This window comes from Lysobacter sp. A289 (assembly GCF_054072675.1).
In genome coordinates, this window is the sequence record NZ_JBSVRN010000001.1 from 401,081 (window position 1) to 414,923 (window position 13,843).

A 13,843-nucleotide genomic window follows, 5' to 3' on the forward strand; every position below is an offset into this window, starting at 1 on the left:
TGAGACATACGGTTGCAGGGATCAGCTGATCCGAATTGGCTCGACGACCCTTACCCCAATCCGCCGGAGTCACCATGACGTCCCGTAAGCCCCTGCGCCAGCGTGCGCTTGCATGCGCCGTTGCAACCGCCTTGCCATTGTTTTCCGTGATGTCCCATGCCGATGCCGCCACCGTGGCTGGCCGCGTGACCGATCAGGCCGGCCTGATCGGATTCCAGGGCGCCACCATCCGCGTATTGGAAGGCAACCGTCAGGCGGTCAGCGGCGACGATGGCAGCTTCCGTATCGGCGGCCTGCCCGCCGGCAGCTACACGTTGCAGGTCGACTACGTCGGCGCCGCACCGGTGCAGCAGGCGATTGAAGTGGCAGAACCGATGGCCTCGATCGGCAATATCGCCATTGGCGCCGTTGGTGGCGCCGCGACCACGCTGGACTCGGTGCTGGTGATTGGCCAAATGGCCGGGCAGGCCGCCGCGCTGAGCCAGCAGCAGGCGTCCGACAACCTGGTATCGATCGTCTCGGCCGACGCGATCGGCCAGTTCCCCGACCAGAACGTGGCCGAGTCGCTGCAGCGACTGCCCGGCGTGTCACTGGAGCGCGACCAGGGCGAGGGCCGGTTCGTGGTCGTGCGTGGCCTCGACGCCGCGCTCAACACCACCAGCATCAACGGAATGCGTGTGCCCGGGCCGGAAGACGACTCGCGCGCGGTCAACCTGGACGTGATCTCCTCCGACCTGCTGGAGACGCTGGAGGTGATCAAGACGGTCACCCCCGACATGGACGGCGACGCCGTCGGTGGTCACATCGAGATCAAGAGTCTGACCGCCTTCGACCGTCCAGGCCGCAGCATCAGCGGCCGCGTGGAGGCCAGCCACAACGAACGCAGCGACAACACCAATCCCAAATTGTCGGGCACCTACACCGACCGTTTCGGCGCCAACGACGACTTCGGCGTAGCGGCGTCGGTGAGCTGGTATGAGCGTGAGTTCGCCACCGACGGCATCGAGACCGCCGGCGCGGACTGGCTGGAAGCGCCCAACGGCACCGAGTTCAAGGGCATCGCCGAGGGCGAGCAGCGCGACTACATGATTACCCGCGAGCGCACCAGTGCGAACCTCAACTTCGACTGGCGCCCGGACATGGACAACGAGTTCTACTGGCGCAACCTCTACAGCCGTTTCAGCGACGACGAGGTGCAGTCCACCAACGTGTTCGTGTTCGACGACGGCGACACCGTGGCACTGGACGGGACTGGCGGCCGGTTCGAGGACGCGACGGTGGAGAAGTTCACCGAGGCACGCATCCAGACCCAGGACATCTTCGCCACCACCCTGGGCGGCAAGGCCTTCCGCGGCCCGTGGACGATCGACTACAGCGCCGCCTACTCGTTTGCCGAAACCGAGGAGACCGATTCTTTCGGCGCCGGTTGGGTGCAGGAAGGGCTCGACCTGGGCTACGACATTGGCGGCGCCGGCAAGCGCCCGCACTTCTTCGGCCTGGACAACGCCGCATTCACCGATGCCGGCGCGTACGAGCTCGACGAGATCGTTTTGGAGCCCTACAGCACCAAGGAGACCGAAACTGCGCTGAAACTGGACCTGCAGCGGGACTTCGAGCTGGGCGATATCTACGGCTACATCAAGTTCGGCGGCAAGTCGCGGTTGCGCGACAAGACCGCCGACTTCGACTCGACCGTGTTCGGTGGCTACGGCGGCGACTACACCCTGGCCGATTTCGCCCGCTCGGGTGCCGACTACCCGTATGCGACGCTCCAGCCGATCGCCGACGCCGGTAGCCTGGCCGGTTTCATCGACGCCAATCGCGGCCAGTTCGAGATCGACGAGGAGGAGACCGCGATCGAGCGCCAGGGCGGTGACTACCGCGTCGACGAGGACATCCATGCCGCCTACGCGATGGGCAAGCTGGACTTCGGCGACCTGCACCTGATCGGCGGCGTGCGCGTGGAGCGCACCGAGTACGACGCCGTCGGCACCCGCATCGAGATCGACGAGCAGTCCGGCAGCGGCGATCCGATGTTCGTGCCGATCGGCATGGGCAAGACCTACACCAACTGGCTGCCGGGCCTGCACGCACGCTGGGAGCCGCGCGAGGGATTGGTGTTCCGGGCCTCTGCCAACAAGACCGTGTCGCGGCCGAACTTCGCCGACTCCGCGCCCTACCAGGTGATCGAGATCGAGGAAGACGGCGACGGCTACGAGCGCAAGGCAGAGCTGGGCAACCCCGAGCTGGACCCGATGCGCGCCACCAACGTCGACCTGTCGGTGGAGTGCTACCCTGGCGACGTGTCCCTGCTCTCCGCGAGCCTGTTTTACAAGAAGATCGATGACTTCATCGTGGTCGCCGACGTGGCCGGTACCGGCGCCTTCGTCGACTTCGACGAGGCGATCCAGCCGCTCAATGGCGACGACGCGACCGTCCGCGGCCTGGAACTGGGCTGGACGCAGAAACTCTCGTTCCTGCCCGGGCCGTTCGACGGCCTGCTGTTCTCGATCAACCACGCCTGGATCGACAGCGAGTCCACGCTGCCATTCCGTGAGGGCGAGTTCAGCCTGCCGCGCCAGTCCGACCGGGTCGGCAACGTGTCGCTGGGCTATGAGAACGAGACCGTTTCGCTACGTCTGGCCGGCAACTACCGCAGCCGCTACCTCGACTCGCTGGAGGAACTGGACGACCCGGCGTTCGACCGCTACGTGGACGATCACTTCCAGCTTGACCTGAGTGCCAAGTACCGTCTCAGTCCGAGCACCCAGCTTTACTTCAACGCAATCAACCTCAACGATCGCCCGCTGTACGCATACCTGGGCGAGCGCCGCTTCAACAGCCAGTTCGAGAGCTACGGCCGCACCTTCGAGCTGGGTGTGCAGGTGAATTTCTGATCGCCGCGCACCCGCCGAATCCGCCCCGCCCACTCCGAATCCCGAGGACCCATCCATGACCCTTCGCTTAAACCTGCTGCCCCTGTCCCTTGCCATCTCACTGGCCGTCAGCGCCTGTGGCAACGCCGGCGATGCCACAACCTCCACCGCGCCTGCGCAAGGCAGTGCCGACGCTGCAGCGGCCAACGCCGAACCGGGCGCGACGACTGACACGCCGGTCATTACCGAGGCGTTCAAGAGCACGATGACCCCGGAGGACAACATCGACTCGCTGGCCAGCTGGACCACGGCCGACGGCAGCACCTGGGTGTTCGGCACCGCCAAGGCCACCGATCAGTTGGTGGTCTACGACGGCGATACCGGTGCCACTGTTCGCACGCTGGGCTCGCGCGGCGAGGCGGACGGACAGTTCAGGCGTCCCAACGGCGTATTCGTGATCGATGACCTGCTGTTGGTGGTCGAGCGCGACAACCAGCGCGTGCAGGGCTTCGCGCTGCCGTCGCTGCAGCCGCTGGGGAGCTTCGGCCAGGAGCAGCTGGTCAAGCCGTACGGCCTGTGGGTCGACAAGGCCGGCGAGGGCGCCTACGAGATCTACGTCACCGATGCCTACATGGCCGGCGAGGACGCGGACGGCGAGGACATCCTGCCGCCGCTGGCCAAACTGGACGAGCGGGTCAAGCGCTACAGCGTCACCGTGGGCGACAACGGCATGCTGGGCGAGTTCACCGGTGCCTTCGGCGATACCGGCGAGACCGGCGCACTGCGCGTGGTCGAGTCACTCTGGGGCGACCCGGCCACCGGGCGCTTGCTGGTGGCCGAGGAGGACGAGACCTACGCCAACGAGTTCAAGGTGTACGACCTGGAAGGCAACTTCTCCGGGCAGGTGTTCGGCGCCGACACCTTCGCCGCCCAGGCCGAGGGCATTGCCCTGTACACCTGCGGTGACGGCGGGTGGTGGGTGACCACCGAGCAGGCCAAGGACGTAACCACCTTCCACCTGTTCGAACGCGAGAGCCTGCAGCACGCCGGCGCCTTCCGCGGCGACATGGTGGCCAACACCGACGGGATCTGGCTGCACCAGGCCGCGACCCGCGAGTTCCCCGAAGGCGTGTTCTACGCGGTGCATGACGACCAGGGCATGGTCGCCTTCGACTGGCGCGACATCGCGAGCACGCTCGAACTGCCGGCCTGCGGCAGCTAGCGAGTGTTGGGGCGGATTCCCTAATCTATGCCGAGGCAGGCATTCTGGGGCTGACCGAGGCCGACCGCGCGCGGATGGCCGGTATCACCCAAGAGGATCCCCCATGACCATCAAGACTGTTTTCATCCCCGCCGGTGGCGGCTTCGACCACGTCACCATCGGCACCACGCAGCCGGTCGAGCCTGGCCCCGGTGAGATCACCGTGCGCCTGCGCGCCAGCTCGCTCAATTACCACGACTACGGCGTGGTCAGTGGCGCGATGGCTCCCAAGGAGCGGCGCATTCCGATGTCCGACGGTGCTGGCGAAGTGACCGCGGTCGGCGCGGGCGTCACCGAGTTTGCCGTCGGCGATCACGTGGTCAGCACGTTCTTTCCGGACTGGGTTGACGGCGAGCCGCAGGCCGAGGGCTTCGGCCGGGTGCCGGGCGACGGCATCGACGGCTATGCGCGCGAGCAGGTGACGGCGGCGGCCACGGCGTTCACCCTCGCGCCGCGCGGCTGGAGCCACACCGAAGCGGCCACCCTGACCACCGCCGGCCTGACTGCCTGGCAGGCGCTGTTCGAGCACGGCGCGCTGCAACCGGGCCAGGACGTGCTGGTGCAGGGCACGGGTGGTGTGTCGGTGTTCGCACTGCAGTTCGCGAAGCTGGCCGGCGCGCGCGTGATCGCGACCTCGTCCAGCGACGCCAAGCTCGAGCGCCTGCGTGAGTTGGGCGCCGACGAGGTGATCAACTACCGCAAGGATCCCGAGTGGGGCATGACCGTGCGCGGCCTGACCGGTGGCCGCGGCGTGGACCACGTGATCGAGGTGGGTGGTCCAGAGACGTTGGTGCAGTCGATGCTGGCGACCCGCGTGGGCGGCCACATCGCCGTGATCGGCGTGCTGACCGGCGTCGACAGCAAGCTGCCGTTGGGCCTGGCCCTGGCGCGGCACCTGCGCCTGCAGGCATTCGTGGTCGGCAGCCGCCGCCAGCAGCAGGACATGGTGCGCGCACTCGACGCCAGCACCATGCGCCCGATCATCGATCGCCACTTCGCGCTCGACGACCTGGTGGCCGCGTTCCGCCATCAAGAGAGCGGGAAGCACTTCGGCAAGATCGTCGTCGACATCTGAGCCGATCTCGACCAGCTACCGCGGCTACGACATCGTGCAGATGCCGCCGAGCACGCAGGGTTTCACCGCGTTCACAACTTCAGTAAACGCAGCCTGAGCGCGTTGCCGATCACGCTCACCGACGACAGCGTCATGGCCGCCGCGGCGATGATCGGCGACAGCAGGATGCCGAAGAACGGATACAGCACGCCGGCGGCGATCGGGATGCCGGCCGCGTTGTAGGCGAAGGCGAAAAGCAGGTTCTGGCGGATGTTGCGCATGGTGGCTTCCGACAGCTGCCGCGCCCTGACGATGCCCATCAGGTCGCCCTTGAGCAGGGTGACGCCGGCGCTTTCCATGGCCACGTCGGTGCCCGGGCCCATGGCGATGCCCACGTCCGCAGCGGCCAGGGCCGGGGCGTCGTTGACGCCGTCCCCGGCCATGGCGACCACCCGGCCTTCGGCACGCAGGCGCGACACCACGTCGCTCTTGCCGTCAGGCAGCACGTCCGCCTCGACCTCGTCGATCCCGAGCGTGCGCGCCACCGCCAGGGCCGTGGTGCGGTTGTCGCCGGTCAGCATGACGATGCGGATGCCGTCATCGCGCAATGCCTGCAAGGCCGGCGCCGTGGTGTCCTTGATCGGGTCGGCGATGGCGAGGATGCCGGCGGCACGGCCGGACACGCCGATGTAGATGGCGGTTGCGCCTTCGCCACGCAGGCCGTCGGCCTGGTCGGCCAAGGCGGCGGTATCGACGCACTGCTCGGCCAGGAAGGCGGCGTTGCCAAGCGAGACGAACTTGCCTTCCACTGTTCCAAGCACGCCCTTGCCGGTGGGTGAGTCGAAGCCGGTGACGTCGGGGATGACGATGCCGCGGCTCTTGGCAGCGTCGACGATCGCCAGCGCCAGCGGATGCTCGGAGGCGCGCTCCACGCCCGCAGCCAAACGCAGGATCGCCTCCTCGTCGAAACCCTCGGCGGGCACGATGCCGGTCACCGACGGCTTGCCCTCGGTAAGCGTGCCGGTCTTGTCGACCACCAGGGTGTCGACCTTCTCCAGGTGCTCCAGCGCCTCGGCGTTCTTGATCAGCACGCCGAGCTGCGCGCCCTTGCCCACGCCGACCATGATCGACATCGGCGTGGCCAGCCCCAGCGCGCAAGGGCAGGCGATGATCAGCACCGAGACCGCGGCCACCAGGCCGTAGGCCATCCTGGGCTCCGGCCCGACGATGGACCAGACGATGAAGGTGACGATGGCAGCCGCGATCACCGCCGGCACGAACCAGCCCGAAACGCGGTCGGCCATGCGCTGGATCGGCGCGCGCGAGCGCTGCGCGTCGGCGACCATCTGCACGATCCGCGACAGCAGGGTGTCGCGGCCGACCTTCTCGGCGCGGATGATGAGCGCGCCCGACTGGTTGAGGGTGCCGCCGATGACCGGGTCGTCGACGCTGCGGGTCACCGGCATGGATTCACCCGTCACCATGGACTCGTCCACGGCCGAGCGGCCGTCGACGACCACGCCGTCCACCGGCACGTTCTCGCCGGGGCGCACGCGCAGGCGGTCGCCGATTTCGACCTCTTCGACCGGCACGTCGCTTTCCTCGCCGGATGCGTCGATCCGTCGGGCGGTCTTGGGTGCGAGATCGAGCAGGGCCTTGATCGCGCCGGAGGTCTGCTCGCGCGCGCGCAGCTCCAGCACCTGGCCGAGGAGGACGAGGACGGTGATAACGGCGGCGGCCTCGAAGTAGACCGCGACGCTCCCGTCTGCCGCCCGGAACGCGGGCGGGAACAGGCCGGGCATGAGCGTGGCCACCGCGCTGTAGGTCCAGGCCACACCGGTGCCCATGGCGATCAGGGTGAACATGTTGAGGTTGCGGGTGACCAGCGACGCCCACGCGCGCTGGAAGAACGGCCAGCCGGCCCACCACACCACCGGCGTGGCCAAGGCGAACTGGATCCAGGCCGACGTGGTTGGCGGAACCAGACGATGGATCGCCGGGAACAGGTGGCCGCCCATCTCCAGCACGAACACGGGAAGGGTGAGCACCAGCCCGATCCAGAACCGCCGGGTCATGTCGGCCAGCTCCGGGTTCGGCCCGTCGTCGGCGGTGGCCACGTCCGGCTCCAACGCCATCCCGCAGATCGGGCAGTTGCCCGGCCCATCGCGCCTGATCTCCGGATGCATCGGGCAGGTATAGATCGCCCTGACTCCTGTTCTCGACATGCTCACCGGTAGACGATGCCGCCATCGATCAGGGGGGCCTGGCCGGTCATGTAATCCGAATCGGGACCGGCCAGGTAGGAAACGAACGCGGCAACCTCCTCGGGGGTCTGAGCGCGGCCAAGAGCGATGCCTTCGATATTCTTCTTGAGGTTGACCCCGATTTCGTCTCCATTGATCTCGGCCATACGCCTGTCAATCTCGACCCACATGTCAGTACCGACAGTGCCCGGGCAGTAGGCGTTGACCGTGATGCCGTCGCTGGCAAGCTCCTTGGCAGCCGCCTGCGTCAAACCCCGGACCGCGAATTTGGTCGCGCTGTATAAACCCAGGAGAGCGAAGCCCTCGTGGCCGGCATTCGACGCCGCGTTGATGATCTTGCCTTTCTGCTTACGCTCCTTGAACTTCTTTGCGGCGGCTTGAATGCCCCACACGACGCCCGCGACGTTGACCTTCAGGATCTTGTCGAGTTCCTCGGGCGTGACGTCGACCAGAGGCTGAATCGAGGCGATGCCCGCGTTGTTGACGATGATGTCGAATCCGCCAAGTTCCTTTTCAGCGTGATCGATGGCGGCATGAACATCGTCGCGATTTGAAACGTCGGCCTTGAACGTTGTCCCTTTGCGACCGACCGCCCTCACCTCGTCCGCGACAGCCTTCATCTGCTCGTCCTTGATGTCCACGATGGCGATGTCAGCGCCGTCGTTCGCCAGCCTGAGAGCGATCGCACGGCCAATGCCCTGGCCAGCGCCGGTGACGAGGGCGACTTTTCCCTTAATGCTCATGTTTATCTCCTTGTTGGTATTGTCCAGGCCGCCTCTGGCGAGCGGCTGCACCGTGTCCACCAGTCAACTCTTCCATCGGGGTGACACAGTTTGCGAGTCGCGATCGTTAGACCGGGTGAAATCCGGGGTCGTCGATCACGGCATCGATGATGAGAATCACGTCGCCGACGAACATGGCCGGTGAACCGAACACGCCGCGTTCGGCGGCTTCGCGGGTGTTGAGGTTGGCGCTTGACGGTTTCGCACCCGCGCAACGCGACTCACGCTAGCCTGTGTACCCGTTTCGAGGATCGCGCCATGAACCGCACGTCCCGACGTACCATCCTGCCGATTGCACTCGCCGCCCTGCTAGCGGCCATCGCCCCGGGCTGCCAGGGCGATGGCGTGGCGCTCGCCTTCGACAGCCCTGACACGCAGGCCACCAGCGCCGGCGAGTTTACGTTGCGCTCGCCGGCTTTCGCCGACGGCCAGCCAATCGCGGCGCGCCACAGTGCCTACGGCGAGGACATTTCGCCGGCGTTGGCCTGGCAGCCGGTGGAGGGTGCGCAGACCTACGCGCTGGTGATGGAGGATCCCGACGCCGACCGGCCCGCGCCCTACGTGCACTGGGTGGCCTGGAACATCCCGGCTGGCGCGACGTCGCTGCCCGAAGGCCTGCCCGCGGATCCGCGGCTGGCCGACCCGGACGGCATGCGCCAGGGCCTCAACGACCACGGATCAACCGGTTACTTCGGCCCTCGGCCGCCTGCGGGAACCGGCCTGCACCACTACCACTTCCAGGTGTTTGCACTGGACGCCGCGCTCGACCTCGCGCCCGACACCGGCCGCGACGCGCTGCTCAGGGCGATGAGCGGCCACGTGATGGGGAAGGCGCGGCTGGTGGGCACCTACGCGGCACCGCAGGAGCCTGCCGGCTGACGGCGGCTTGCACCCCGGCGCGCGGCGCGAAGACGGACACGGGCCTATGCTAGGGTCAAACAGCTTGATGGGCTGGGACTGGGGTGATCGATCCGGCACATGGGGCAGTGGATGTCTGGTCAATTCAAGGGGAAGGGGACATGTCAAAACTGCTCGTTCTGATGCGGAAACTCGGCAGTGATGCCGCGCTGGCCGCAGAGTATGCGGAGGATCCGGGCGCGGTGGTCAAGCGCGCCGGCCTGTCCGGGGATGAGCAGAAGGCAATGCTTGCCAGCGATTACGCAGCGATCAAGCGGCTAACCGGGCTGGCGGACGGACAGTTCGCCACAAACCACATCATCAAGGCTTACGAGTAGCTGACCGCGCCTTACGCCGTCGATGATCGCTACCGTATGAGCCGGTTCCTCTCCATCGCCTTCCTGCTGCTTGCGTTCGCCGCCACGCCGGTGTTCGCCGACGACGCGTTGGAGGCGCAGGTCCAGGACATCGAGCGGTTGGCGGTTACCGCGCACTGGCGTGAGTCCGACAAGAAGATCGAGGGCCTGGCATCGCAGCTGGATGCGCTCTCGCAGGAGCAGCGCTACCGGATAGAGTTTGTCCGTCTGCGCAACCTCGGGCTCGCCGGCAACCAGTCCGCCGCGCTGCAGGGCCTGTCCGAGCTGCTGCGCCAGGACCTGCCTGCGGCGCTGCGCGTGCGCGTCTATACCAGCGCCATCAGCATCGCCGCCAACGTCGAGGACTGGACGTTGGCATTCACCTGGCTGGGCGAGGGCCTGTCGTACCTGGATGAGGCACCCGCGGAATCGGCCGGGCTGCTCGGTGCCGCCAGTTATCTGCACACCCTCGTCGGCGAGACCGGCAAGGCGCGGGATCTGGCGCTGCGCGCCCTCGAGATTGTCGAAGCCGGAAATGATCCCAGGGCGCTGTGTCTGGCCTTGGCCGACGTGGGCATGGCCGAGGATCACGCGGGTAATTTCCGCGAAGCGGAGGCATGGCGGCATCGCCAGATCGAGGCCTGCACCCGCGCCGGCGACCTGGTGTTCATTGCCAACGGCAAGTACGGCGTCGGCAAGATGGCGGCCAGCCAGGGGCGTCACGCCGAGGCACTGGGCTGGGCCCGCCAGGCGCTTGCGGATTTCGTGGCGGCGGGCTTCGCGGCCGGCGCCTGGAGCGCCAGACTGGAGCTGGCCAACAGCCTGATCGAGTCGAACCGGGGGCTCGACGAGGCCGAGATGCTGCTGACCGACACCCTGCGCTACTACCGGGACCAGGACTCCCACCTCGCGATCGCGGAGACCGAGGATCTGTTCGCCAAGCTGGCCGAGCGGCGCGGCGACTTCGCCCGGGCGCTCGCCCATTTCCGGCTGGCCATGTCGGCATCGAAGGTCGCCGAGCGTGACGCCCGCGACCGCCGCCTGGTCTACCTGCAGGTCGAGTTCGATACCCGTTTGAAGGAGCAGCAGATCGCCCTGCTGGAAGCCGAAAAGGAGCTGGCGGCGCTGCAGGTCACCGCGACGCAGCGCCGGCAGATAATGCTTGGCGTGGGCCTGGTCGGGCTGCTGGTCACCGCGATCCTGCTATCGGGGTTGCTGCGCCGCTCGCTCCGCGAGCGCCGTCGCTACCGCTGGCAGTCCGAGCACGACGGCCTGACCCGCCTGTACAACTACCAGCAGGTCCGCAAGCTCGGCCAAGCTGCATTCGCGCGCGCCCGCGCCAACGGGAGGCCGTTTACGGCGATCGTCGCCGACATCGACCTGTTCAAGCAGGTCAACGACAGCTACGGCCACGCTGCCGGCGATGAGGCGCTGCGTTCGCTTGGCGCATGGATCACCGAGGTCGTTGGCGCGCGCGGCATCGCCGGGCGCAGCGGCGGCGACGAGTTCACGATCCTGATCGATGCCGACGTGGCCGAAGCCGAGGCGCTGTTGCTGCGCCTGCGCGCGAGGATCGAACCGATCACCGTGTTCGGGCAGACGTTCGGCTTCAACCTCAGCGCGGGGATCTGCCAGAGGAGCGCTGACACCGCCACGCTGGAGGAGCTGATCCACGAGGCAGACCAAGCTCTGTACCGCGCCAAGCACGACGGTCGCGACCGCGTGGTGTGTGCGAGCGGGGATGCCGGCTCCGCCGCGAAGTCGGCCGGAGGCCTGGTGGTGGTGGGCAGCGGGATCCAGTTCGGCCGCCACGCCAGCGAACGCTGCCTGTCGGAAATCCGCGAAGCCGAGGTCGTGTTCTGCCTGGTCGACCCGTTCGCACTGGGCATGATCCACGGCTTCCGCCCCGACGCTATCAATCTCGGCGTCTACTACGCGCCCGACAAGGACCGGCGGGAGATCTACCGCGAGATCGACGCGGCGATCATGGCCGAGGTGGAGGCCGGCAAGCACGTCTGCGCGGTGTTCTACGGCCACCCGGGCGTGTTTGCCGACGTGCCGCACACGGTGCTGCGCAAGGCCCGCGCGAAGGGCATCCCGGCGCGCATGGAGCCGGGGATTTCGGCCGAAGCCTGTCTGTACGCCGACCTCGGGATCGACCCGGGCCACCGCGGCGTGCAGTCGATGGAAGCGACCCATTTCCTGGTCTACGACCGCCGGCCTGATACCGACGGCCTGGTGCTGCTGTGGCAGGTGACCCTGTCCGGTGACCTGTCGTGCCGCCGCCTGCACGCCGAGCGCGAAGGGCTGCAGGCGCTGGTCGACAAGCTGCTGCGCTGGTACCCGGCAGAGCACGAGGCGATCCTGTACGAGGCGGCGCAGCTGCCGATCGGATCACCGCGGATCGAGCGCCTGGCCCTGCGCGACCTGCCCGATGCGCATTACGAGGAATACACCACGCTCGTCATTCCGCCGCTGGGCGAGCTGCGCGACGATCCCGCGCCTGAAGTATCCGGGGCAGGCTTTCCTCGCTTCAGTCTGCAAGTCCCCTGACTTTCCGCGGCCGCCGGCCACCCCGCACGACCGCCTGCCGTATCCTGCTAACGGCATCACAAAACCGCAGGGTAGGGGACTCGATACGTGGCCGACGCAAACACCAGCTCTTCCCTTCTCCCGCTCGCGGGAGAAGGTGCCCAACGGGCGGACGCCCCGAAGGAAGCACCCTTGGGGTGTGAGGGCGCTCTCGCCTTCATCACCAAATGGCAAGGCATCACCGCCTCCGAGCTGTCGACCTCGCAATCCTTCCTGATCGACCTGTCCCATCTGCTCGGCGTCGACACCCCGCATGCCACCGCCGAGCAGGACTAAATGTTCGAGCGGCCGATCACCTTCAGCCACGGCGACGGCAGCACCAGCGCCGACCTCCTCGCCACCAGCCCCGTCCCGCTCTCACTCGATGAGATCGCCGCAAGGTTTACTGCCCGTGGCCCGTGGAAAAAGCGCCTGCCGAAGCTGGTGGAAATGCTGGTTGTGCTAGGACGGGCACAGGAGCAGGACGGGAAGATCGGTGCCGCTTGAGTTGTATTATCAGGCGGAATTTATTGATAACTATAGTTAGGCCGCAGATGAACGATCACGAGATCTGTCCCAAGTGCTCCGCTAGATTTGAGGCCCGCGACGCGCTCGTTTGGGGTGGCGTCCCTCTTCTGCTTGGGGTTGTGACCGCTCCGGGCGCATCTACCAAAGTCCGCTGTCCTGGCTGCGGTCATTCGTTCTCGGCAATGCACATGCGGTTCTTTGGCTTCTTGTCTGCCAATTCGCTCCGCTGGCTTATGGTTCTCGCCATTGTGGGCGGTGCAATTTTCATGGTCCTGTCATCGTTTCTGTAGGCTCTGAGGGCGGTGGCAGCGGCCTAACAATTCGTTCAAGCCGAACCTACTTCGCTACACCAACAACATGGCAGGTTAAGCTTGCCATGTTGCCGGTTCCGCTACGCAGGTCGGCTTAACTCAGGCGTTAGGCGCTCAACCAATTCCTCATGACCATCATGAAAGTTCTCATTGTTTACGCTCATCCTGAACCCTCGTCGTTTAACGGCTCAATGAAGGACTTGGCAGTAAATACGCTGACGTCGCAAGGTCATGACGTACAAGTATCCGACCTCTACGCGATGGGCTGGAATCCTGTAACAGGCCCTCATGACTTTACAGGTGATCGCTCCGATCCGGATCGGCTCAGCATTGCACGTGAGCAGACCCATGCGATGGCATACGGAACTATCGCGCCCGAGATAAAAACAGAGCAGGAGAAGCTGGTACAAGCCGACCTTCTAATTTTGCAGTTTCCAATCTGGTGGTTTGGTCCGCCAGCAATTCTAAAGGGCTGGTTTGATCGCGTATTTGCTAGAGGGTTTGCCTACCATACGGGTCGTAAATATGACACCGGCGTATTCAAGAATAAGCTAGCGATGGTGGCGAGTACGACGGGCACCTCGGCAGAGACATACGCTCCTGATGGCATTGATGGGAGCTTACTTACAGTTCTTTGGCCCATACACAATGGATTGCTGCGATACGCAGGATTTGATGTCCTTCCTCCATATGTTGCGCATATGCCCGGAAAAATTGGCGACGCTGGCCGTGCTGAGCAACTTGCGGCTTACAAGCGCCGGCTGGAGACAGTCGGTGATACGCCTCGGTTGTTCTTCCATCCCGCTGAAGACTACGGCGCTGATGAAAGACTGAAGCCGGGGGTCGTTGCCAGATCCGGCGTGCAAAGAAACGTCTGGTAGCCTCCCTATGACCCAAGAGTGCCTTAATAATTCGTTCAACCCGAACCCGCTTCGTTCCACCA

At 65.9% G+C, this 13,843-nt stretch carries 11 protein-coding genes; 9 read left to right on the forward strand and 2 right to left on the reverse strand.

The window, feature by feature from the left end:
* Positions 1-74: 74 nt before the first annotated feature.
* From ACW5DN_RS01950 to ACW5DN_RS01960, 3 genes are all read left to right on the forward strand, one after another.
* Entirely contained in the window at positions 75-2,897 is a 2,823-nt protein-coding gene (locus tag ACW5DN_RS01950) for a TonB-dependent receptor (RefSeq protein ID WP_456961076.1), read from the forward strand.
* 55 nt (positions 2,898-2,952) lie between these two features.
* On the forward strand, positions 2,953-4,098 hold the full coding sequence (locus ACW5DN_RS01955) for a phytase (protein ID WP_456961077.1): 1,146 nt from the start codon (positions 2,953-2,955) through the stop codon (positions 4,096-4,098).
* A 103-nt stretch (positions 4,099-4,201) separates the two neighbouring features.
* Positions 4,202-5,212: a zinc-dependent alcohol dehydrogenase family protein gene (locus ACW5DN_RS01960; RefSeq protein WP_456961079.1), complete on the forward strand. Its 1,011-nt coding sequence runs from the start codon at positions 4,202-4,204 to the stop codon at positions 5,210-5,212.
* Positions 5,213-5,283: 71 nt separating this feature from the next.
* Here the strand turns inward: ACW5DN_RS01960 and ACW5DN_RS01965 are convergent, their stop codons facing one another.
* Both ACW5DN_RS01965 and ACW5DN_RS01970 read right to left on the reverse strand, forming a co-directional pair.
* On the reverse strand, positions 5,284-7,416 hold the full coding sequence (locus tag ACW5DN_RS01965; protein WP_456961080.1) for a copper-transporting P-type ATPase: 2,133 nt from the start codon (positions 7,414-7,416) through the stop codon (positions 5,284-5,286).
* A 2-nt stretch (positions 7,417-7,418) separates the two neighbouring features.
* Positions 7,419-8,258: an acetoin reductase gene (locus ACW5DN_RS01970; protein WP_456961081.1), complete on the reverse strand. Its 840-nt coding sequence runs from the start codon at positions 8,256-8,258 to the stop codon at positions 7,419-7,421.
* A gap of 237 nt (positions 8,259-8,495) precedes the next feature.
* Between ACW5DN_RS01970 and ACW5DN_RS01975 the strand changes: the two genes are divergently transcribed.
* The 6 genes from ACW5DN_RS01975 (at position 8,496) to ACW5DN_RS02000 (ending at position 13,781) form a co-directional block, all read left to right on the forward strand.
* Positions 8,496-9,116 carry a YbhB/YbcL family Raf kinase inhibitor-like protein gene (locus tag ACW5DN_RS01975; protein ID WP_456961082.1) on the forward strand — a complete coding sequence of 207 codons (621 nt, stop codon included), beginning with the start codon at positions 8,496-8,498 and terminating at the stop codon, positions 9,114-9,116.
* 140 nt (positions 9,117-9,256) lie between these two features.
* Positions 9,257-9,472, forward strand: a complete 216-nt coding sequence (locus ACW5DN_RS01980; protein WP_456961083.1) for a hypothetical protein — start codon at positions 9,257-9,259, stop codon at positions 9,470-9,472.
* 36 nt (positions 9,473-9,508) lie between these two features.
* Positions 9,509-12,043 carry a diguanylate cyclase gene (locus ACW5DN_RS01985; RefSeq protein ID WP_456961084.1) on the forward strand — a complete coding sequence of 845 codons (2,535 nt, stop codon included), beginning with the start codon at positions 9,509-9,511 and terminating at the stop codon, positions 12,041-12,043.
* Between the two features lie 171 nt (positions 12,044-12,214).
* On the forward strand, positions 12,215-12,358 hold the full coding sequence (locus ACW5DN_RS01990; RefSeq protein ID WP_456961085.1) for a hypothetical protein: 144 nt from the start codon (positions 12,215-12,217) through the stop codon (positions 12,356-12,358).
* The gene (locus ACW5DN_RS01995; protein ID WP_456961086.1) at positions 12,359-12,568 is read left to right on the forward strand and encodes a hypothetical protein; all 210 of its coding nucleotides are present in this window, start codon (positions 12,359-12,361) and stop codon (positions 12,566-12,568) included. It begins immediately after the preceding gene.
* A 460-nt stretch (positions 12,569-13,028) separates the two neighbouring features.
* The gene (locus ACW5DN_RS02000; RefSeq protein ID WP_456961087.1) at positions 13,029-13,781 is read left to right on the forward strand and encodes an NAD(P)H-dependent oxidoreductase; all 753 of its coding nucleotides are present in this window, start codon (positions 13,029-13,031) and stop codon (positions 13,779-13,781) included.
* Positions 13,782-13,843: the final 62 nt, after the last annotated feature.

Coding starts and splice junctions, on each gene's coding strand:
- ACW5DN_RS01960 (WP_456961079.1), top strand. CDS start 4,202: ATGACCATCAAGACTGTTTTCATCCCCGCCGGTGGCGGCTTCGACCAC.
- ACW5DN_RS01995 (WP_456961086.1), top strand. CDS start 12,359: ATGTTCGAGCGGCCGATCACCTTCAGCCACGGCGACGGCAGCACCAGC.
- ACW5DN_RS01975 (WP_456961082.1), top strand. CDS start 8,496: ATGAACCGCACGTCCCGACGTACCATCCTGCCGATTGCACTCGCCGCC.
- ACW5DN_RS02000 (WP_456961087.1), top strand. CDS start 13,029: ATGACCATCATGAAAGTTCTCATTGTTTACGCTCATCCTGAACCCTCG.
- ACW5DN_RS01985 (WP_456961084.1), top strand. CDS start 9,509: ATGAGCCGGTTCCTCTCCATCGCCTTCCTGCTGCTTGCGTTCGCCGCC.
- ACW5DN_RS01980 (WP_456961083.1), top strand. CDS start 9,257: ATGTCAAAACTGCTCGTTCTGATGCGGAAACTCGGCAGTGATGCCGCG.
- ACW5DN_RS01955 (WP_456961077.1), top strand. CDS start 2,953: ATGACCCTTCGCTTAAACCTGCTGCCCCTGTCCCTTGCCATCTCACTG.
- ACW5DN_RS01965 (WP_456961080.1), bottom strand. CDS start 7,416: ATGTCGAGAACAGGAGTCAGGGCGATCTATACCTGCCCGATGCATCCG.
- ACW5DN_RS01950 (WP_456961076.1), top strand. CDS start 75: ATGACGTCCCGTAAGCCCCTGCGCCAGCGTGCGCTTGCATGCGCCGTT.